The following is a 19303-nucleotide window of genomic DNA, read 5'->3' as shown; positions in this document are numbered from 1 at the left end:
GGATTCACCCGCGTCCGCGGCAATGGGTGGCTATGGGCGGGGCCGGCAAGGTGCGGCCTCGATTGGTGCTGCCCCTGGCCGCGGCAGTCCTGCTCGCGGGCTGCAGTGCAACGGGCACAGGGTCAGGCAATGGAACGGCAGCTGGCACGGCATCTTCTGCCGCAGCTGCTCCGTCTGCCTCGGCCGGCCCGGCCCAAGAGGGGAGCGACGGCGGCAGCAAGGTGACGCCGTCGTCGTCCGTATCGCCGTCCACAACGGCCGGAGCCGGACCGGAATGCCCCGGTGTCCGCTGCACCTCGGTGGTCATGACCGGGGATTTGCTGCTGCACGAAGCCCTCTGGGACCAGGCGGCAAAGGATGCGGAAGAAACGGGCCGGGGACCATTGGACTTTGGCCCGATCCTGTCAGCGCAGGAACCTTACGTGGACACCAGCGATCTTGCCCTCTGCCATATGGAAACCCCGGTGGCCGAAGCTGGCGGCCCGTACGCGGCGTATCCGTCCTTCAACGCGCCCCCGCAAATCCTGGATGCCATCGCGGAGCTCGGCTACGACGCCTGCACCACGGCCAGCAACCACACCATCGACCGCGGCACCGCGGGGCTGGAACGGACGCTGGACGCGCTGGACGAGGCAGGGCTTGAACATACCGGGTCCTACCGCACCCGCGCCGATGCCGAGGAAGTGCTGATCATGGATACGCCTGCCGCCCGGGTCGCAGTCATCGAGGCAACGTACGCGCTTAACGGGCTGGTGCCGGACGAGCCGTGGCAGGTGGACATGCTGGACGCGGACGCCATGATCGCCAAGGCCAGGCAGGCCCGGGAGGAAGGCGCGGACATCGTACTTGGCGTTGTCCACGCGGGGGATGAGTACACCGACTACGCGAACGCGCAGCAGCAGGACGTGGCGCACGAGCTGGCCGACAGCGGCGAATTCTCGCTGATCTACGGGCACCACAGCCATTCGGTGCAGCCCATCGAGAAGTACAAGGACACGTGGATTGTCTACGGGCTGGGCAATGCCATCGCGGCCCATGCCACGCCGAACATCCTCAACACCGAGGGGCTCATGGTGCGCGCCCAGTTCAGCCAGAACGACGACGGCGGCCCCTGGGACGTTTCCCGGCTCGCCTGGCTGCCGGTTACCTTTGACGGCCCGGAGCACCGCTGGTGTCCGGTCGCAGCGGATGCACTGGAAGAGGGCCCGGCGTGCGTTTCACCGGCAGCCGATGCCGCAAGCCGGGAACGGACCAAGGACACCGTGGAGTCGATGGGAGCAGGGGAGGACGGCGCGCAGGAGTGGCTGCTTAGCGGCAAGTAGTGCCGGGCAGCTGCCCTAGCGGGTAGCGGTGCGGCACGCTCAGCGCGGGCGCGCGGCGGCGTCTTCGCGGGCCTGTTCCTCGAACGGGATCTGCAGCGGCGCATCATCGAAGCTGCCATGGCGGCGCAGTGCGGCGTGGCGGACCAGGAAATCCGCCACCGCAGGGTTCTTGGGCAGCAGCGAACCGTGCAGGTAGCTGGCAACCACGTTGCGGTAGCGGGCGCCCTCGGTGGAGTCCTGGCCGTTGTTGCCGTCCCCCTTGGTGACCGTGCCCAGCGGCTGGGTCCCGCCCTTGAGAAACGTCTGGCCGCTGTGGTTTTCATAACCGATGACGGTGCCGAACTCTTCGCTCTCCAGGACGGTGTTGCCGATCAGCCGCTTGGGCCCGCCGACGGTGTCCACATCCAGCAGCCCGATGCCCTTGATGACCTCGCCGGTGTGGGTCTTGAAGAAGTTTCCGAACAGTTGGTACAGCCCGCAAATGGCGAGCATGGGCACGCCGTCGTCCGCGAGTTCGCGCAATCGCCCGCCGAGCTGGTGCAGATCGGCCTGGATCTTGTTCTGGCCGGAATCCTGGCCGCCGCCGCCGACAATCAGGTCCACTTGGTCCGGAAACGTGTCACCCGGGTTGTATTCGTGCAGCCGGACGTCGTAGCCGCGCAGTTGCAGGCGCTTGCGCAGGACCAGGACATTGCCCCAGTCTCCGTAGATGTTCATGTCGCGCGGATACAGCTGGAGCAGGTCAATCACGGGGGCATCCATTTAGGAAACCACCTCCACTTCGGTCAGCTTCCCCAGCTCCCGGCGCAGCGCGAGCATGGCGGTGTAAGTGCAGTAAATACGTTTGGGCGCTTCCGGTTCCAGTGTGATGAACCGGTGCAGCGACGCCGAAAGGTCCGTGTCCACGTGCCGTACCGGCACGTCCTCGTAGAAGAGCCGCAGTGCCATGTCGTTGGCACGCACTCCGCTGACTTCCGCCACGCCGGCTGCGGCGAGCGAGTCGAAATCCACGTCCCACAGCCAGGACATGTCCCGGCCGTCGGCGTAATTGTCATTGATCGCGATCATGGTGCTGAAGCCTGCAGGTGGGAACGAGCGCAGCGCCAGACGGAACCCTGCCGGATTCTTCACCAGCACCAGGTCCAGCGGCTTGCCGTTGACGGTCAAACTCTCGCCGCGGCCGAAGGCAGGGGTGACTGCCTCCAGCGAGTCCAGCAGGGCTTCTTCATCCACGTCCGCGCCGACCACGGTCCGGGCCAGCGCCAAGGCGGCGGCAGCGTTGTAGATGTTGTAGACACCGGTAAGTTTCAACTCCGCGTCGATATCGCGGCTGCCAACGGTAAAAGTCGCTGAGGCACCCTCACAGGTGGACAGAACGACGTCGGCCGCGGGCAGGCCGGAGGCGTCGCTTGTGCCGCCCGAACGCATGTCATCGTCATTGGGGAACATGACACGCAGCTGCGGGGCCAAGCCAAAGTAATGGACCCGCTCCGCGGTAACGGATTCGGCCAGGGCGGCAATGCGCGGATCTTCCCGGTTGAGCACCACGGCCTCGGTGGTGGCCGCAGCGATCTGCCGCAGGAACCCTGCGGTGGTCTCGATCTCGCCGAACCTGTCCAGCTGGTCGCGCATGACATTGAGCAGCAGGCAGTAGCGCGGGGCGACGAGTTTGACGAAGTGCACCGCGTGGGCTTCATCGAGCTCCAGCACGGCAACGTCGGCGTCGAGCTTGCCGCCGATGGTGGTTTCGCCCAGCACGGCCGCCACCACGCCGCGGGTGAAATTGCTGCCGGTCCGGTTAGTGAAGACGTTCAAGCCCTGGCCCTGCAGCAGTTCCACCACCATCTTGGTGGTGGTGGTCTTGCCGTTGGTACCGCTGATGACGACGACGCCCTGGGGCAGATTGCCCAGAGTGCGCGGCAGGAAGTTCGGATCGATCTTCTCCGCAACCAGGCCGGGGAGGGCGGAACCACCCCCGCGCAGTTTCGCCACCGTCTTAACGGCCTTTCCGGCAAGGGTCGCAAGGAGGTGTCGCATGAGTAGAAACTATACAAGAGGCCTATGACCGTTCGGGGACGGTTGCGCGCCGGCCCATTTAACGCTGGACCAAGAGTTGGCGTTACTGTTTTTGCAGCGGCCGCTCAAGTTCCGGCCCCTGATCGAGAAACCCGAGGAATCAGCCGTTGGTCAACATTGGTGTACTTGCCCTGCAGGGAGATGTCCGCGAACACATCGCGGCTCTGGAACACAGCGGCGCCTCCGCGGTCCCGGTCCGCCGCCCCGCCGAACTCGATGCTGTGGATGGTCTGGTGATCCCCGGCGGTGAATCCACGACCATTGACAAACTCACCCGCATCTTCGAACTCGCCGTCCCGTTGCAGAAGCGGATTGCCGACGGCATGCCGGTATACGGGTCGTGCGCCGGAATGATCATGCTTGCCGATGAGATTGCCGATCCCTCCACCGATCTGAAGGGCAACCCCCAGCAAACCCTGGGCGGGCTCGATATAACCGTGCGCCGGAACGCCTTTGGCCGCCAACGCGAGTCCTTCGAAACGGATTTGCGCTTTAGTGGACTCGAATTCAGCGCCACCGGGCCTGGCACCGAGCCCGCGCCGGTCCATGCCGTGTTCATCCGCGCGCCGTGGGTGGAACGCGTGGGGGAGGGCGTGGAGATCCTGGCCCAGGTTGAGCCGCAGGAAGCCTCCCATACGGATACATTGCACGGGACGGCTAGAATTGTCGCAGTGCGTTCGCGGCATTTGCTGGCGACATCCTTCCACCCGGAGGTTACGGGGGAGCGCCGCATCCACGAACTTTTTATCCGAATCGTTAGAGGAGAAGCGTAAGCATGTCGGGACACTCTAAATGGGCGACCACTAAGCATAAGAAAGCGGTCATCGACGCCCGCCGTGCGAAGTCCTTCGCGAAGCTGATCAAGAACATTGAGGTTGCCGCCCGCGCTGGCGGAGCCGATATGGCGGGCAACCCTGGCTTGGAACTGGCCGTGCAGAAGGCCAAGAAGACGTCCGTGCCGAACGACAACATCGACCGTGCCATTAAGCGCGGTGCCGGCCTGACCGGCGAAGTAGTCGACTACACCGAAATCATCTATGAAGCGCGGGGTCCGCAGGGATCGGCAGTGCTCATTGAGTGCCTGACCGACAACAAGAACCGCGCCGCCTCGGAGGTGCGCCTGGCTATCACGCGCAACGGCGGAACTATCGCCGATCCGGGATCGGTGGCGTACATGTTCGCGCGCAAGGGCGTTGTCGCTCTGCCCAAGAACGATCTGACCGAGGACGACGTTCTGATGGCGGTGCTGGACGCAGGCGCCGAAGAGGTCAAGGAAGCCGGCGACAACTTCGAAATCCACTCCGATCCGACCGACCTGCGTGCCGTGGTCGCCGGTCTGGAGGAAGCCGGCATCGAATACGAGACCGACGAGGTCGAGTTTGTGCCTTCAATGGAGGTCGAGCTGGAAGCGGACGCGGCGCGCAAATTCATGAAACTTGTGGATGCTCTCGAAGACCTCGACGATGTGCAGAACGTCTATTCAAACGCTGACATCTCCGAAGAGGTCATGGCAACGCTGGAATCCGAAGACGCGTAGTGCTGCAGTGACGTTGCGGGTGCTGGGAGTGGACCCGGGTTTGACCAGGTGCGGTTTCGGCGTGGTGGACATTGAGCCCAACCGACGGGCGACCCTGGTCGGCGTCACGGTGGTAGGCACCCGGGCCGATGTAGCTCTGGAGCAGAGGCTCCTCGCCATTTCCAACTCGATCGATGAGTGGCTCGACAGGTACACGCCCGACGTGCTGGCCGTCGAGCGGGTCTTCAGCCAGCTCAATGTCAGTACCGTGATGGGTACGGCCCAGGCCTCCGGCGTCGTTATTGCCGCAGCAGCCCGTCGCGGCATAACCGTTGCCCTGCACACTCCCACGGAGGTGAAGGCCGCGGTAACCGGAAACGGCCAGGCGGACAAGAGCGCCGTGACGAAAATGGTCACGAGGATTTTGCGCCTGGACAGGCCGCCGACGCCGGCCGATGCGGCCGATGCCCTGGCCCTGGCCATTACCCATGCGTGGCGTGGAAGTGCGGCGCCGGTGGCGGGGTCGAGGGGCCAGTCCGGCGGCGGGCAGACTGCCGCGCAGCGATTGTGGGCAGAAGCTGAGGCGAAGGCGCGGCGCAAGATCCGTTGATCACTACCAGGCGTGGCGGTGCTGCGTTCAGCGGCTCGGCGTCGTAGGCTGTTCGTACGTATGTTCGGAAGAACGGATGCCGCCAGTGGCTCCGATTTCCGCCGGAAGCTGTTTTGGAGCGGGTACATGATTAGTTCGTTGCGCGGAATCGTCAACCACGTTGGCCTGAATTCCGCCGTCGTTGATGTCAATGGTTTCGGGATGCTGGTCCAGGCCACGCCGCAGACCTTGGCAACCCTGCACCTCGGCCGCGAGGCGGAGCTTTCCACCACCATGATCGTGCGCGAAGATTCCATGACGCTGTACGGCTTCGAGGATCCCTCCCAGCGGGAAGTTTTCGAGACGCTCATATCCGTCAGCGGTGTAGGTCCCCGGCTGGGACTGGCCGCTCTGTCGGTCCATACTCCTGAGATCCTACGTATCGCCGCAGCCGAAGGGGACACCAAGACGTTCAGCAAGGTTCCCGGCATCGGCCCGAAGCTTGCCAGCCGGATGGTGCTTGAACTTGCCGGCAAACTCGTGCCCCTTGGCGAGGCTTCCGCTCCTGTCGCGAATGCCTGGGAGGACCAGGTCCTTGAAGCGCTCAAAGGCCTCGGCTGGACGGAGAAGGACGCCGGCGCGGCACTGGACAACACCGCCGCAGAGCATCCGGAAGCGGCGGCAGCGGGCGACGTGGCCAACATGCTCCGGCTGACGCTGCGCAGCTTGGGCCAGGACGGTGTGCGTAGCGGCAGCGCGCGGCGGACTGCCGCGGGGGCCAGGTAATGGCTTCCGACGCGGACCGCGATTCCCTGGTGTCGGCGGCGGGGGAAGCGGAGGAGCGGGCCATCGAATCCGCGCTGCGCCCGAAGAACCTCTCCGATTTTGTGGGCCAGGCCCGGGTCCGCCAACAGCTCTCCCTGGTGCTCGAAGCCTCCCGGATCCGGGAACGGACGGCGGACCACGTTCTGCTCTCCGGCCCGCCCGGCCTGGGAAAAACCACGTTGGCCATGATTATTGCTGCCGAAATGAATGCGCCGCTGCGGATCAGCTCGGGACCAGCAATCCAGCATGCCGGCGACCTCGCTGCCATTCTGTCCTCGCTGACAGAGGGTGAGATTTTGTTTCTCGACGAAATCCACCGCATGTCCCGTCCCGCCGAAGAAATGCTCTACATGGCGATGGAGGACTTCCGGGTGGACATAATCGTCGGCAAGGGGGCGGGGGCGACGGCGATTCCGCTGGACCTGCCGCCGTTCACCTTGGTCGGCGCTACCACGAGGGCGGGCCTGCTGCCCGGGCCGCTGCGCGATCGCTTCGGATTTACCGGGCATCTGGAGTTCTATTCGACCCAGGAGCTCGAACTGGTGCTTCGCCGCTCTGCAATGCTGCTGGATCTGAAGATCAATTCGGTCGGTTTCGCGGAAATTGCCGGTCGCTCCCGCGGGACGCCGCGTATTGCCAACCGGTTGTTGCGCCGCGTCCGGGACTGGGCACTGGTCCACGGGGTGGAGGAAATCGATGCCCGGACGGCGGCCGCCGCGCTGGACATGTATGAAGTGGACGCCCGCGGACTGGATCGTCTGGACCGCTCGGTGCTCAGCGCGTTGATCACCAAGTTCGGGGGCGGCCCTGTTGGGCTGTCCACGCTGGCGATCGCCGTGGGGGAGGAGACCGAGACCGTTGAAACGGTGGCGGAACCGTATCTGGTCCGTGAAGGACTGCTGGGCCGGACCCCGAGAGGACGCGTAGCCACGGCTGCTGCCTGGGCTCATCTGGGGATCGAGATGCCGGAATCGGCGGTCCGGACGGGTGCAGACCTGTTTACGGTACTTGCCGAAGACGAACCGGATTTCTCCGACAACTGATGATGCGCGCCGGTTTGCCACGACGCGTAGAATAGTGGAGATGCCGGGCACATCCTGGGGCTGTTCAGGCCGCAGCGATGCCGGCGCAGACCGCTGGGCCCGGCCACGCCGGGCTCAACCCAGAACAAGGAACGGAACAACTCTGTGTTCGAAAACGTCTTGACCGCCAGCAACGCGCAGCCGCAGGGCGGTGGCATCGACTTCATGACCATCGCGTTGTTCGTGATTTTCGGGCTGCTCATCTTCATGATGTTCCGCAAGCAGAAGAAGGCCCAGGCCCAGATGAGGGAAAAGGCTGAAGCTCTGCAGGAAAAAATGCATCCGGGCGCCCAGGTCATGACCGCGTTCGGGCTGTACGGCACTGTTGTCTCTGTGGACCGTGACGAGAACAAGGTTGTCATCGAGCTGTCGCCCGGCAATACGGCCACCGTCCATACGCAGGCTGTCAACGAAGTAGTCGACACCGAAAGCCCTGCTGTACCGGACGATGCCTCGGCGTTGACGGGCGAGAGCAGCGGGAGCACTGCTCCGTCGGAGCCGGCAGAGGACCCGTTGAACCGCCTCAACGAAGAAAACAACAAAGACAACAAGTAGGCCGATAACGGCTTTGTCGACGCGGCACTGGGTGGGGCAGGGCCCCGCCTGGTTGTCACGCAGGTGCACTGGCACCGCCGGCCAAAGCTGATGAGAGAAAGATCATCAATGGCACGATCCGGTCACACCACCGCAGCTAAACGGACCTTGGTCTGGCTGGGTGTCCTATTTGCCGTCCTCACCGCCGCTCTCGCCGGCGGAGTCATGTCCAGCCAGGCCACCTGGGCGCCGAAGCTGGCGCTGGACCTTGAGGGAGGAACGCAGATGATTCTGGCTCCGCAGGTCCAAGGCGGCGGTGATCAAATTTCCGCCGAACAGCTGACGCAAGCCGTGGAAATCATCCGTCAGCGTGTCGACGGCTCCGGCGTCGCCGAGGCTGAAATCAGCACCCAGTCCGGCCGCAACGTTGTAGTCAGCCTGCCCGGCGTTCCCGATGCAAAGACCCGCGAGCTCATTCAGGCCTCCGCCGCGATGGAGTTCCGGCCCGTCCTGGCCGGAAGCCAGGGAGCAGCAGTTCCGGAAGAAAGCCGCACACCGGAAGAAGAACTGCCGGAGCCAACGGCTGAACCGACGAACGCCAGCGACCTGAACTGGATTACGCCGGAGCTCTATCAGAAGTTCGAAGCCCTGGACTGCACGGATCCGGCGGCCGTTGCCGCTGCTACCGAAGAGCGTGCACCGGCGGACCAGCCCATGGTGGCATGCGAGCCTGACACCGGGATGAAATACATTCTGGGCCCGGTGGAGGTTCCCGGTACCAATATTGCTACTGCCAGCTTCGGGCAGGTCCGCGGTACTCAGGGCCAGTCGCTGAACCAGTGGGCCGTCAACATCGAATTCAACGAAGAGGGCACCCAGACCTTCAAGGAGGTCACCGAACGCCTCTTTGGAATGTCCGGTGTGCAGAACCAGTTCGCCATTGTCCTCGACGGCACCGTGATTTCAGCTCCGACAACGAACGCTGTGATCCCCGATGGCAAGCCGCAGATTACGGGCAACTTCACGGAAGAGTCCGCCCGCGCGCTGTCCGAGCAACTCAAGTACGGTGCCCTGCCGATCAGTTTCGAGATCCAGAGCGAAATGCAGATTTCCGCAACCCTGGGTGACGAACAGCTCCGCATGGGCATCATCGCGGGCCTGATTGGTTTGGTCCTCGTGGCCGTCTATTCGCTGTTCCAGTACCGCATGCTCGGGTTTGTCACCATCGCCTCACTGGTGGTGGCAGGGTTCTTGACTTACCTGGCGATTGCGCTGCTGGGATGGACCGAGAACTACCGGCTCTCCCTCGCCGGCGTTGCCGGTCTGATTGTCGCCATCGGCCAGACTGCAGACTCGTTCATCGTCTACTTCGAACGTATCCGTGACGAGCTTCGCGATGGCCGCGGTCTGGTTTCCGCCGTCGACAATGGCTGGAAGCGGGCAAAACGGACCGTGCTGGCATCGAAGGCAGTCAACCTGCTGGCCGCCGTCGTGCTCTACTTCGTCGCTGTCGGAAACGTGCGCGGTTTCGCATTCACGTTGGGCCTGACAGCGGTAGCCGACCTCGCCGTCGTCTTCCTCTTCACGCACCCGGTCATGCAGCTGCTGGCGCGTACCAAGTTCTTCGGCGAAGGCCACAGGTTCTCCGGGCTGGATCCGAAGCTGCTGGGAGCCGTCCCGCTGTACCGCGGTGCCGGCAGGATCCGCCAACCGGGCGAGGCCCAGCCCAAGGTCCCAACCAAGAACGCCAAGGCCGCAGCTGAAGCCAGCAGACGCCAGACCATTGCCGAACGGAGGGCCGCAGCGGAGAAGGAACGCTCGGCCTCTGTTCCGGGACGTGGCTCGGATAAGGAGAGCAATTAATGCCCAGCTTGGCAAAATTCGGTAATGACCTCTATTCCGGCAAGCGCTCCTACCCCTTTGTGCAGAAGTACAAGCTGTGGTTCCTGATCGCGGCGGTAGCCATCCTGATTTCAATCATCGTGCCGGTCGTCAAGGGCGGGTTCAACCTGGGCATCGACTTCCGCGGCGGTTCCGAATTCACGGTTTCGCAAACGGAGAACACCGACATCTCCCGGGGTGAAGAGGCAGTCACCTCGGTGGAGCCGGGTCTGGTCCCGCAGGTGACCAATATTGCGCCCAACACCATGCGGATCCAGACAGAGCAGCTCTCCGATGACCAGACACTGGCCGTCCGTGACGCCTTGATCGAGGCGTACGAGGTGGAAGCGGACCAGGTGACGTCGACCTTCGTGGGACCCACCTGGGGACAGGACGTGACCCGTCAAGCCATCTGGGGACTGGTGGTATTTGTTGCCCTGGCAGCGGTGATGATGGCCATCTACTTCCGCACTTGGAAGATGTCCGTGGCCGCCCTGTCCGGTATGACAGTGGTCCTGATCGTGACCGCGGGCCTCTATTCCTTGAGCGACTTCGAAGTGACGCCGTCGGCCATCATCGGCTTCCTGACGGTCCTGAGTTACTCGCTGTATGACACGGTGGTGGTCTTTGACAAGGTCCGGGAGAATACCGAGAACATCGACAAATCCACCAAACGGACGTTCTCGGAGGAGGTCAACCTTGCCGTCAACCAGACGTTGGTCAGGTCGATCAATACGTCGGTAGTGGGCGTCCTGCCGGTCGCGTCGATCCTCTTTATCGGGGCGATGCTGCTCGGTGCTGGCACCCTCCGGGACCTGTCTCTGTCCCTCTTTATCGGTATCATCATCGGCACCGTGACAACGGTCTTCATTGCGGCCCCGATGTATGCGTGGCTGCGCGCGAAGGAACCTGCCTTGGTGAAGCAAGCCAAGCGGGTTGACGCCCGCCGCCGTCTTGAGTCGTCGGAAAGCGACGAGGTTACCGTATAGCAGGCCCTTGATTGGCCGGTTGCCACTCATCGGTGGCAACCGGCCTTTCTGCTCTCCATGGATGTGAATGCCATGTCTCATGGGGCATAGACTAGAACGATCGGATGATGTATCTGTTGTCAGGTACAACGCGGGCTGGAGTATTCCTGCCTCGTTGCCGGCAAGGAAAGCGGGGCAGGATTTGGCTGAGAACGGCAGGCCTACGGACCAGGGTCCCAATTCGGCGGTAAAGCCGGGGCCCGGTCCTGTTGTTGTGCCCTCACCACAACAGGCCGTTCCGGACCAGGCACCGGTCCGCAATTCGTTCCCGGGACGGCGCGAACGCACCATGTCCCGCCTGGCACGGCTGACCGGACGCGGCTCCGCCGGCTACTCGCCGATCCTTGAACCACTGCTGCGCACAGTGCGGGCGAACAACCCGCGCGAGGACTTCGACCTGATCCACCGCGCGTTCGTAGTTGCCGAGCGCAGCCATCGGGGCCAAAAGCGCAAGAGCGGCGACCCCTACATCACCCACCCGGTAGCCGTGGCCACCATTCTGGCCGAGCTGGGCATGACCGGGACGACCTTGGCCGCCGCACTGCTGCATGACACGGTCGAGGATACCGAATACACCCTTGACCAGCTGCGTGCCGAGTTCGGATCCGAGGTCGCCATGCTGGTCGACGGCGTGACCAAGCTGGACAAAGTCCAGTTCGGCGACGCCGCGCAGTCGGAGACCGTGCGGAAAATGGTTGTGGCGATGGCCAAGGACATCCGGGTCCTGGTCATCAAGCTTGCGGATCGTCTGCACAACGCCCGGACCTGGCGTTTCGTCTCGCCGGAATCCTCCGCCAAGAAGGCCCGCGAGACGCTTGAGATTTTCGCCCCGCTGGCGCACCGGCTGGGCATGAACACCATCAAATGGGAGCTCGAGGACCTGTCCTTCGCAGCGCTGCACCCCAAGGTGTACGAAGAGATCGTGCGCATGGTGGGGGAGCGCACGCCGGAGCGCGAGAAGTACCTGACCATGCTCCGTACCAAGATCGGCGACGATCTGCGCGCGGTGAAGATCAAGGCGACGATCACCGGGCGCCCCAAGCACTACTACTCCATCTACCAGAAGATGATCGTTAGAGGTAAGGACTTCGACGATATCCATGACCTGATGGGGATCCGTGTCCTGGTGGACAGCGTGCGCGATTGTTACGCCACGCTCGGTGCGCTGCATGCGCGGTGGAACCCCCTGCCCGGGCGGTTCAAAGACTACATCGCCATGCCGAAGTTCAATATGTACCAGTCGCTGCACACTACAGTGATCGGTCCGGGCGGCAAGCCGGTGGAGATCCAGATCCGGACGTACGAGATGCACCGCCGGGCCGAATACGGCGTCGCCGCGCACTGGAAGTACAAGGACGCGGCGAAAAACTCCGGCACGGCGGCGGACGGCGGCGACATGGGCTGGCTTCGCAGCCTGGTCGACTGGCAACAGGAAACCTCCGACCCGGCAGAGTTCCTCGATTCGCTGCGCTTCGAAATCAACGCCCGCGAGGTGTTTGTCTTCACACCCAAGGGCGAGGTCATGGCGTTGCCTGCGGGATCAACACCGGTGGACTTTGCGTACGCCGTCCATACCGAGGTGGGCCACCGCACCATCGGTGCACGCGTCAACGGGAAACTTGTCCCGCTCAACAGCGAGCTTAACCATGGCGACTGGGTTGAAATCTTCACCTCGAAGGCCGAGGGGGCGGGGCCGAGCCAGGACTGGCAGGGCTTCGTCAAGAGTCCTCGGGCACGCAACAAGATCAGGCAGTGGTTCACCAAGGAACGCCGCGAAGAGGCGATCGAAAAGGGCAAGGACCAGCTCACCAAGGCCATGCGGAAGCAGAACCTGCCGCTGCAGAAGATGATGACACATGACGCCTTGATGGCTGTGGCGCAGGAATTGCACCATCAGGACATCGCCGCGCTCTATGCTGCGGTCGGGGACGGTCATTCCTCGGCACAGAACGTCATCGAACACCTGGTGGCGTTGCTCGGCGGAACGGAGGCGGCCGAGGAGATGGAAGCTCCGATCTCCACCGCCCCCAAACGCCCGAAGACCTCGGACTCCGGCGTGACCGTGGTCGGTGTGGGCGATGTCTGGGTGAAGCTGGCGCGTTGCTGTACTCCGGTGCCGCCGGATCCGATTATCGGGTTTGTGACGCGGGGATCCGGTGTGTCCGTCCACCGCTCCGACTGCCGGAATGTGTCCGACTTGAGGGACCAACCCGGGCGGATCGTGGATGTTGAGTGGGCACCGACCAAGTCCAGCGTTTTCCTCGTCGAGATCCAGGTCGAGGCGCTGGACCGCAAGAGCCTGCTCTCCGATGTGACGCGCGTGCTGGCCGAGAACCACGTAAACATCCTCTCCGCCACCGTGCACACCTCGAGCGACCGTCTGGCGATCTCGCGGTTCTCCTTCGAGATGGGGGATCCGAAGTATCTGAGCCATGTGCTCAGCGCGGTCCGCCGCATCGACGGAGTGTTCGACGTGTACCGCACTACGGACGCCCGCCGCCGGATCTAAGTGGTTCCTCCGGCTTGCTGTTTCCGCAGGTCGAGTGCGGCTGCCAAGCGCCGGAGGGCCACGTTCTTGCCCGGCATCCGCTCCCGGATCTGCAGGGCCTGCCGGATGTAGCCCAAGGGGCACTTCAGCCCGGGGTCGGAGGATAAGGCGAGCAGGATCCGGACCGCGTCTTCGTCACGGGCGTAGACGGCGATGTCCAGCGCCGTCCTCAGGGGAGAAGTGATCAGGACGCCCGAGATATTCAACGTGTCCAGCGGTCCCAGCGCGACTTCGTGCAGATGGATACTTCGGTGCCTCCCCTGTGAGGTGGCCCGGTAGCGGTGGTCGAGCAGGACGGTGATCTTGTTGCCCGGCGGCGAGCAGCCGTAGACCCAAGCTGCCGTGAGCCTCCCGAGCACCACCTTGTGCCGGATGGGCTGCGGCAAGGCCGCATGTGCAGCCAACGCACGGTGTACGGAGGTGACGGGTTCGCCGGCGGCGACGTAGGCAGGACCGTAAATATTGACCACCAGGCCATCGATTGCCATGGCCTGCAGTTCGGCAAGGCTGAACGGTCGCCCGGCATAGAGCAGGCCGCCTCCCTGGGAGCTGGTGCCGGGAACGGTCGTCGAAGGCTGCTGCCGGTGCTCTCCCATGGTCATGATGCCAGCTTGTCAAAGCCCGCTGACCAACGAGAGAGGGCGGAACCTCTTTGTGGAAAAGCGGCTCCGCCCTCAGACGGTGTGTAGATCGGGTGGATCAGGCCGCCCGGTCAGTTATTCGCTGGGTCGTTCAGGAGAAGTCCTGTGCCGACTTCTGCAAGGTATCCAGCCACTGCCGACGAGCCTCGAGAGCCTCGCGGGCGTCGGCAATCTTCCGCTCATCGCCCTGCCGTTCAGCCTTGGACAGATCCTCTTCGAGACCCGCAATGGCCGTCTCCAACTGGCTCAAAGCACTGTTGGTACGGGCCTTGGTTTCCGGGTTGCTTCGCCGCCACTGGTCGTCTTCGGCTGCCTTGACAGCGTCTTCGACCTTGCGCAGGCCCCCGTCGATCCGCTGCATGTCTCCGCGCGGCACCTTGCCGGCTTCTTCCCAACGGTCCCTGATGGATTGGAGGGCCTTCTTGGCGGCGCCGAGATCGGTGATCGGGAGCAGCGCCTGCGCCTCGGCTACGAGCGCTTCCTTGACCACCAGATTGGCGGCATACTCCTGATCGATGACGTGGTTAGCGGCCTGGCGTGCGGCAAAGAATTTGTCCTGGGCGGCACGGAAACGGGCCCAGAGCGCGTCGTCGTCCTTCCGGCTGGCACGCTTGGAAGCCTTCCACTCGTCCATCAGGTGGCGGTACTCGCCGGCGGTCGGTCCCCAGTCGGTGGAGTTCGAGAGCTCCTCGGCACGCGCGATCAACGCTTCTTTAGCCGCCTTGGCGGCAGCATTGTCGCTGTCCAGTTGGCTGAAGTAGGCGCGGCGGTGGCGGTCAAAGACGGTGCGTGCGGACCTGAAGCGTTTCCACAACGCATCTTCGGTGCCGCGGCCCAGCCGGATGCCGTTCTTCTGCGCGCTCTTCCAAGTTTCGAACAGCTCGTTCATCCGTGCGCTGCTGGTCTTCCACTGCACCGTGGCAGGGTCCTTGCCGGCGATGGATTCCGCTTCGGCGACGATGGCTTCACGCGCAGCCAGTTCGGCGGAGCGCTGTGCTTCCTGCGCATCCTTTTCACTGCGCTGCAGCTCTGCGATCGCGGTGTCGAGGCTATCAAGGCGTGCCTCCAGGGCCGGGATGTCCCCGACCATGTGGCGCTCCGCAACCTGTGCCCTCAGATGCTCAAGGGTTTTGTGCATGTCGGTGGACGGCGCCTTCGCCTCCACCCGCTGCTCCAGGAGCGCTGCCTGTGCGGCGGCGTCGTCATACTTGCGCACAAAGTAGGCCAGCGCTTCGTCGGCTGGGGCATCCGGATATTGCCCGACGGGGTGTTCTTCGCCGTCGAGAATCAGGAAAACGTGCCCGTCCTCGGCAACCCGGCCCCATTTGGCGGCTTCGGAAAGCGGCGTACTGTGTACCGGCGGAGCAGCGACAACGGTCTGAACCGCAGAGGCCGCAGCATGCTTCGGTGCCATTGCTGCCGGCGTCGGGCGAGGCCGTGCGGACGGTTTCATGCTGGCCGGCGTCGGCGGCTTTGGCGTTTCGGAGCCCGTGCCGTCAACTGTTTCGTCGGATTTCTGACTGTCTGTCACCGCTAAAACTCTTTCACTCGTTGTTCGGTGCACCCACCGCAGGTGCGCGCACCAGATACTTCACTAGATCAATCTAGAGTAAACGCATCAATCGTTACTGGTATTTTAGGTTGTCCGTCCTGGCTGCCGGTTTCTTTGACGCCGCCGTCGGCAATCTCCTGGATCACGTCGAGGCCTGTGGTTACCTTACCCATAATCGTGTAGCCACCGGTATCTTGCGGAATCGTGCTGTCTTTGTAGGCAATGAAGAACTGGCTGCCGTTGCTGAAAGTGCTCTGGCCGCGGGCGACCGCAATTGTGCCGGCAGGATACAGACCGGATTCCGGCGAATTTTCGACCGGACCCCACTGGAACTCCGGGTCGCCGCCGCCTTGGCCGTCCACGGAGCCGCACTGGAGCACGCCCATGGAAGCGGCGGTAGTGAGGCGGTGGCACGTCTTGCCCGCGAAAAAGCCCTCGTCGGCCAAGGACTTGAACACCGAAACGGCCTGCGGCGCAGCCTCGCCGTCGAGCTCAACACCGATGTCGCCGGCACTGGTGGACAGCGTGCCGGTGAGTACCTGGCCACGCGCCAGATCCGCGGAAGGGATATGGGCCGCATTCGTTTGTGCCCCGGCGGGATCCGGGGAGGCAGAGTCGCCAGGTATCGGCTCTTCGATACCCTCGCGTACCTGGTCAACCTCGCGCGCCGTGGGGTTGGTGCCGAATACCGTCAGCTGGAGCAGGACACCCACGATGACCAGTACGGCGATCGTCACGCCGCCGATAATGTTGTCGCGCTTGCGCCGCTTGGTTTGTTCTGCACGCAGGGAGCGTTTGGCCTCCATCTGCGCAATGCGACGCTTTGTTTCGCGGTCCTGGCTCTTGGCGGCCACCGGGCCCTTCCTTTCCCCTCTGGCCCCACCTCGGCGGGTGGGATGGTCAATTCATTGGGCCGGGACTGCTGCCTGCCCTTAAAATGGTCCGGCAGCCAGTTTAGGCATTCGCGGGCCAAAGGGCCCGTTATCCTGAGTAGTCAGCCCCCATGAGTCTTTCGACCCACAATTTAGGAGATATCCCCGCATGGCACGTAAGGCCTCACTGTCAGGTTTCCCGGAATGGCTTCCGCAGGAGAGACTCGTGGAGCAGCATGTGCTGGACAGCCTGCGGCGGACCTTTGAGCTGCACGGGTTTTCCTCCATTGAAACCCGTGCCGTGGAGACGGTGGAGCAGCTGCTGCGCAAGGGCGAGATCGACAAAGAGGTCTACGGCCTGCACCGGCTCCAGGCGGACGAAGAGGGCGCCAAGGCGGAGGACAAACTGGCGCTCCACTTCGACCTGACCGTGCCGTTTGCCCGGTACGTCGTCGAGAATGCCGGACACCTCGCCTTCCCGTTCCGCCGCTACCAGATCCAGAAAGTCTGGCGCGGGGAACGCCCGCAGGAGGGCCGCGCGCGCGAATTTACGCAGGCCGATATCGACGTCGTGGGTGACGGTGAGCTGCCGTTCCGTTACGACGTGGAGCTGGCTCTGGTCATCGTGGAAGCCTTGGGCTCTCTGCCCATTCCGGAATTCAAGCTTCGCGTGAACAACCGCAAGCTGGCGGAGGGCTTCTACCGTGGAATCGGGCTGGACGATACCGCCGGGGTCCTGCGTAGCATCGACAAGCTTGAGAAGGTCGGGCCCCAGAAGGTTGCCGAGCTGCTGCAGCAAGAGCTCGGTGCCACCGCGGAGCAGGCCGAGGCCGCGTTGAAGCTGGCCTCCATCCGCAGCGAGGACACCTCCTTTGCACAGGAGGTGCGTGCCCTCGGCGTGAGCAATGACCTGCTGGACGAGGGCCTGGCCGAGCTCGAACAGGTCATCGGTGAAGCTTCGCACCGCGCACCGGGACGCGTCCTGGCGGACCTGAGCATCGCCCGCGGGCTCGATTACTACACCGGAACCGTGTATGAGACGGTCCTGGTCGGACACGAACAGCTCGGCTCGATCTGCTCCGGCGGCCGGTACGACGCCCTCGCCGCCAAGGGAAACCGCAAGTTCCCCGGCGTGGGCCTGTCCATCGGCGTGACCCGGCTGGTGATGCGGATCCTCAGCCAGGAGTTCGCCTCGGCCTCCCGGCACGTGCCCACCGCCGTGCTGGTCACGCTGGCCGACGACGGCAGCTGGTCGCAGGCGCAGGATATTGCGGCGCAGTTGCGCGGACGCGGCATTAGCGTGGAAGTTGCGGCCAAGGCCGAGAAATTCGGCAAGCAGATCAAGTACGCGGACCGCCGGGGAATCCCCTTTGTCTGGTTCAGCACCGACGAAGACGGCAACCTCAACCACGAGGTCAAGGACATTCGATCCGGCGAACAGGTTGCGGCCGATCCCAAGACCTGGACGCCGCCGGCAGCGGACCTGATCCCGCAGATCACTTCCGCCCAGTAGCGGCCGCGGCCCGGGCGGCTAGGCGTGGGGCCTGCGCCGCCGTCCGGGTTTGAGCACGGCGCGGCCCAGCAGCCCCACAGCCAGCACCGCCGTCATGGTCAGCACCGAGGACAGCGGCAGGGTGAACGCCAGGATCAAGCAGCCGGCCAGGCCCAACCAGTTCAGGGCCTTGGGCGCCTGCCACGGCCGCTCCGTAAGGGTCAGCGCGGCCGCGTTCGTGACCGCGTAATAGATCAGCACGCCGAAGCTGGAGAAGCCCACCACGGCCAGGACATCCTGGGTGAGCAGCAGGAAAATAACGACGGCGGCGACGGCCAGATCGGCCAGGTAGGGAACCTTGAAGCGTTCCCAGACCGAGGCAAAGGCACGCGGCAGATCCCCCTCTCGGGCCATGGCGAACATGGTGCGGCTGACGCCGGCAATCAGCGCGAGCAGTGCGCCCAGACAGGCCAGCGTTGCGGCAATCGTTACGGCGGTGGTGCCAACGCCGCCGCCCACAGCTTCGCCGACCGCCAGCAACGGGGCGGGTGTGGCGGCCAGCAGGCCTGCACCCATGAAGTCCAGCAGCGCCAGGCCGAGCACGGCGTAGAGGGCCAGGGTGACGACCAGGGCCGCCAGGATGGCGCGCGGAATCAGCTTCTTCGGGTCGCGGATTTCCTCGCCCATGGTGGCGATCCTGGCATAGCCGGCGAAGGCAAAGAAAAACAGTCCGGCGGCCTGCAGGATCCCGTACGGCGAGGCACCGTCAACCGGAATATTCTGGCCGATGGGTTCGGCGTCGAAGGCGACCACGATCACGAAGACCAGAATGGCCACCACAATGGACACGATCCAGCGCGTGGCCCAAGCCGTGCGGGTGATCCCCATCAAGTTCACGCCGGTGAGCAGTACGACGGCGGCTACCGCGGCCGCCGTCGCAAATTCCGGGGCGGCGTAGAGGCCGAAGGCCAGCGCCATGGCGGCACAGGAAGCCACCTTTCCGGTGATGTAGCCCCAGCCGGCCAGGAAGCCCGGCCATTCGCCGAGCTGCCGGCGGCCGTAGATGTAGGTGCCTCCGCTGGTGGGATGGACCGCGGCCAGCTGGGCCGAGGCCATCGCGTTGCAGTAAGCAACAACACCGGCGATTGCCAGCGCCAGCGGCAGCCAGTTGCCGGCTATCGCGGCGGCGGGGGAGAAGACCACGAAGACGCCGGCGCCCACCATGGAACCGATGCCCACCGTGGTGGCGTCAACACCGCCCAGCCTGCGTTCCAGGGCTGATTCACTGCTCAAAGTTTGCCTCCGTCTGTTCCTGGTTCCGCCAGGCATCGGCGCTCCGGGTCGA

The 19303-nt window shown here is 64.0% G+C and carries 17 protein-coding genes; 11 read left to right on the top strand and 6 right to left on the bottom strand.

Features of this window, described 5'->3' with window-relative positions:
* Positions 1-65: 65 nt before the first annotated feature.
* Positions 66-1322, top strand: a complete 1257-nt coding sequence (locus AC5RWO_RS11160; RefSeq protein ID WP_498731676.1) for a CapA family protein — start codon at positions 66-68, stop codon at positions 1320-1322.
* Positions 1323-1361: 39 nt separating this feature from the next.
* Here AC5RWO_RS11160 and AC5RWO_RS11155 read toward each other — a convergent pair whose 3' ends face one another.
* Both AC5RWO_RS11155 and AC5RWO_RS11150 read right to left on the bottom strand, forming a co-directional pair.
* The gene (locus tag AC5RWO_RS11155) at positions 1362-2084 is read right to left on the bottom strand and encodes a type 1 glutamine amidotransferase (protein ID WP_498731443.1); all 723 of its coding nucleotides are present in this window, start codon (positions 2082-2084) and stop codon (positions 1362-1364) included.
* Entirely contained in the window at positions 2085-3359 is a 1275-nt protein-coding gene (locus AC5RWO_RS11150; protein ID WP_498731442.1) for a MurT ligase domain-containing protein, read from the bottom strand. It lies immediately after the preceding gene.
* Between the two features lie 146 nt (positions 3360-3505).
* On the opposite strand from AC5RWO_RS11150, the gene pdxT reads away from it, so the two are divergent.
* From pdxT to AC5RWO_RS11105, 9 genes are all read left to right on the top strand, one after another.
* Positions 3506-4171, top strand: a complete 666-nt coding sequence (gene pdxT / locus AC5RWO_RS11145) for a pyridoxal 5'-phosphate synthase glutaminase subunit PdxT (protein WP_139003436.1) — start codon at positions 3506-3508, stop codon at positions 4169-4171.
* Between the two features lie 2 nt (positions 4172-4173).
* Positions 4174-4935 (top strand): YebC/PmpR family DNA-binding transcriptional regulator, encoded by a 762-nt coding sequence (locus AC5RWO_RS11140; protein ID WP_498731441.1) that lies wholly within the window; start codon positions 4174-4176, stop codon positions 4933-4935.
* Between the two features lie 7 nt (positions 4936-4942).
* Positions 4943-5524, top strand: a complete 582-nt coding sequence (ruvC, locus tag AC5RWO_RS11135; RefSeq protein ID WP_498731440.1) for a crossover junction endodeoxyribonuclease RuvC — start codon at positions 4943-4945, stop codon at positions 5522-5524.
* Positions 5525-5650: 126 nt separating this feature from the next.
* The gene (ruvA, locus tag AC5RWO_RS11130) at positions 5651-6289 is read left to right on the top strand and encodes a Holliday junction branch migration protein RuvA (RefSeq protein ID WP_498731439.1); all 639 of its coding nucleotides are present in this window, start codon (positions 5651-5653) and stop codon (positions 6287-6289) included.
* Positions 6289-7371, top strand: a complete 1083-nt coding sequence (ruvB, locus tag AC5RWO_RS11125; protein WP_498731438.1) for a Holliday junction branch migration DNA helicase RuvB — start codon at positions 6289-6291, stop codon at positions 7369-7371. Before ruvA ends, ruvB begins: the two co-directional genes overlap by 1 nt.
* A 144-nt stretch (positions 7372-7515) precedes the next feature.
* Positions 7516-7965, top strand: a complete 450-nt coding sequence (gene yajC, locus AC5RWO_RS11120; RefSeq protein ID WP_498731437.1) for a preprotein translocase subunit YajC — start codon at positions 7516-7518, stop codon at positions 7963-7965.
* A gap of 108 nt (positions 7966-8073) precedes the next feature.
* Positions 8074-9807, top strand: a complete 1734-nt coding sequence (secD, locus tag AC5RWO_RS11115) for a protein translocase subunit SecD (RefSeq protein WP_498731436.1) — start codon at positions 8074-8076, stop codon at positions 9805-9807.
* Complete coding sequence (gene secF / locus AC5RWO_RS11110; RefSeq protein ID WP_498731435.1) at positions 9807-10814, top strand: protein translocase subunit SecF; 1008 nt, start codon at positions 9807-9809, stop codon at positions 10812-10814. Before secD ends, secF begins: the two co-directional genes overlap by 1 nt.
* Positions 10815-11142: 328 nt before the next feature.
* Complete coding sequence (locus AC5RWO_RS11105; protein WP_498731674.1) at positions 11143-13362, top strand: RelA/SpoT family protein; 2220 nt, start codon at positions 11143-11145, stop codon at positions 13360-13362.
* Here AC5RWO_RS11105 and AC5RWO_RS11100 read toward each other — a convergent pair.
* The 3 genes from AC5RWO_RS11100 to AC5RWO_RS11090 form a co-directional block, all read right to left on the bottom strand.
* Positions 13359-14003, bottom strand: a complete 645-nt coding sequence (locus AC5RWO_RS11100; protein ID WP_498731434.1) for a hypothetical protein — start codon at positions 14001-14003, stop codon at positions 13359-13361. The two genes, AC5RWO_RS11105 and AC5RWO_RS11100, sit on opposite strands and share 4 nt — an antisense overlap.
* 130 nt (positions 14004-14133) lie before the next feature.
* On the bottom strand, positions 14134-15573 hold the full coding sequence (locus tag AC5RWO_RS11095; protein ID WP_498731433.1) for a DUF349 domain-containing protein: 1440 nt from the start codon (positions 15571-15573) through the stop codon (positions 14134-14136).
* 68 nt (positions 15574-15641) lie between these two features.
* The gene (locus AC5RWO_RS11090; protein ID WP_498731432.1) at positions 15642-16448 is read right to left on the bottom strand and encodes a peptidylprolyl isomerase; all 807 of its coding nucleotides are present in this window, start codon (positions 16446-16448) and stop codon (positions 15642-15644) included.
* 187 nt (positions 16449-16635) lie between these two features.
* Between AC5RWO_RS11090 and hisS the strand changes: the two genes are divergently transcribed.
* Positions 16636-17979 carry a histidine--tRNA ligase gene (gene hisS / locus AC5RWO_RS11085; protein WP_498731431.1) on the top strand — a complete coding sequence of 448 codons (1344 nt, stop codon included), beginning with the start codon at positions 16636-16638 and terminating at the stop codon, positions 17977-17979.
* Between the two features lie 18 nt (positions 17980-17997).
* Here hisS and AC5RWO_RS11080 read toward each other — a convergent pair whose 3' ends face one another.
* Positions 17998-19251, bottom strand: a complete 1254-nt coding sequence (locus AC5RWO_RS11080) for an APC family permease (RefSeq protein ID WP_498731430.1) — start codon at positions 19249-19251, stop codon at positions 17998-18000.
* Positions 19252-19303: the final 52 nt, after the last annotated feature.

The organism is Arthrobacter sp. B055-34, assembly GCF_059090425.1.
This window is presented reverse-complemented; position numbering and strand designations above follow the sequence as displayed.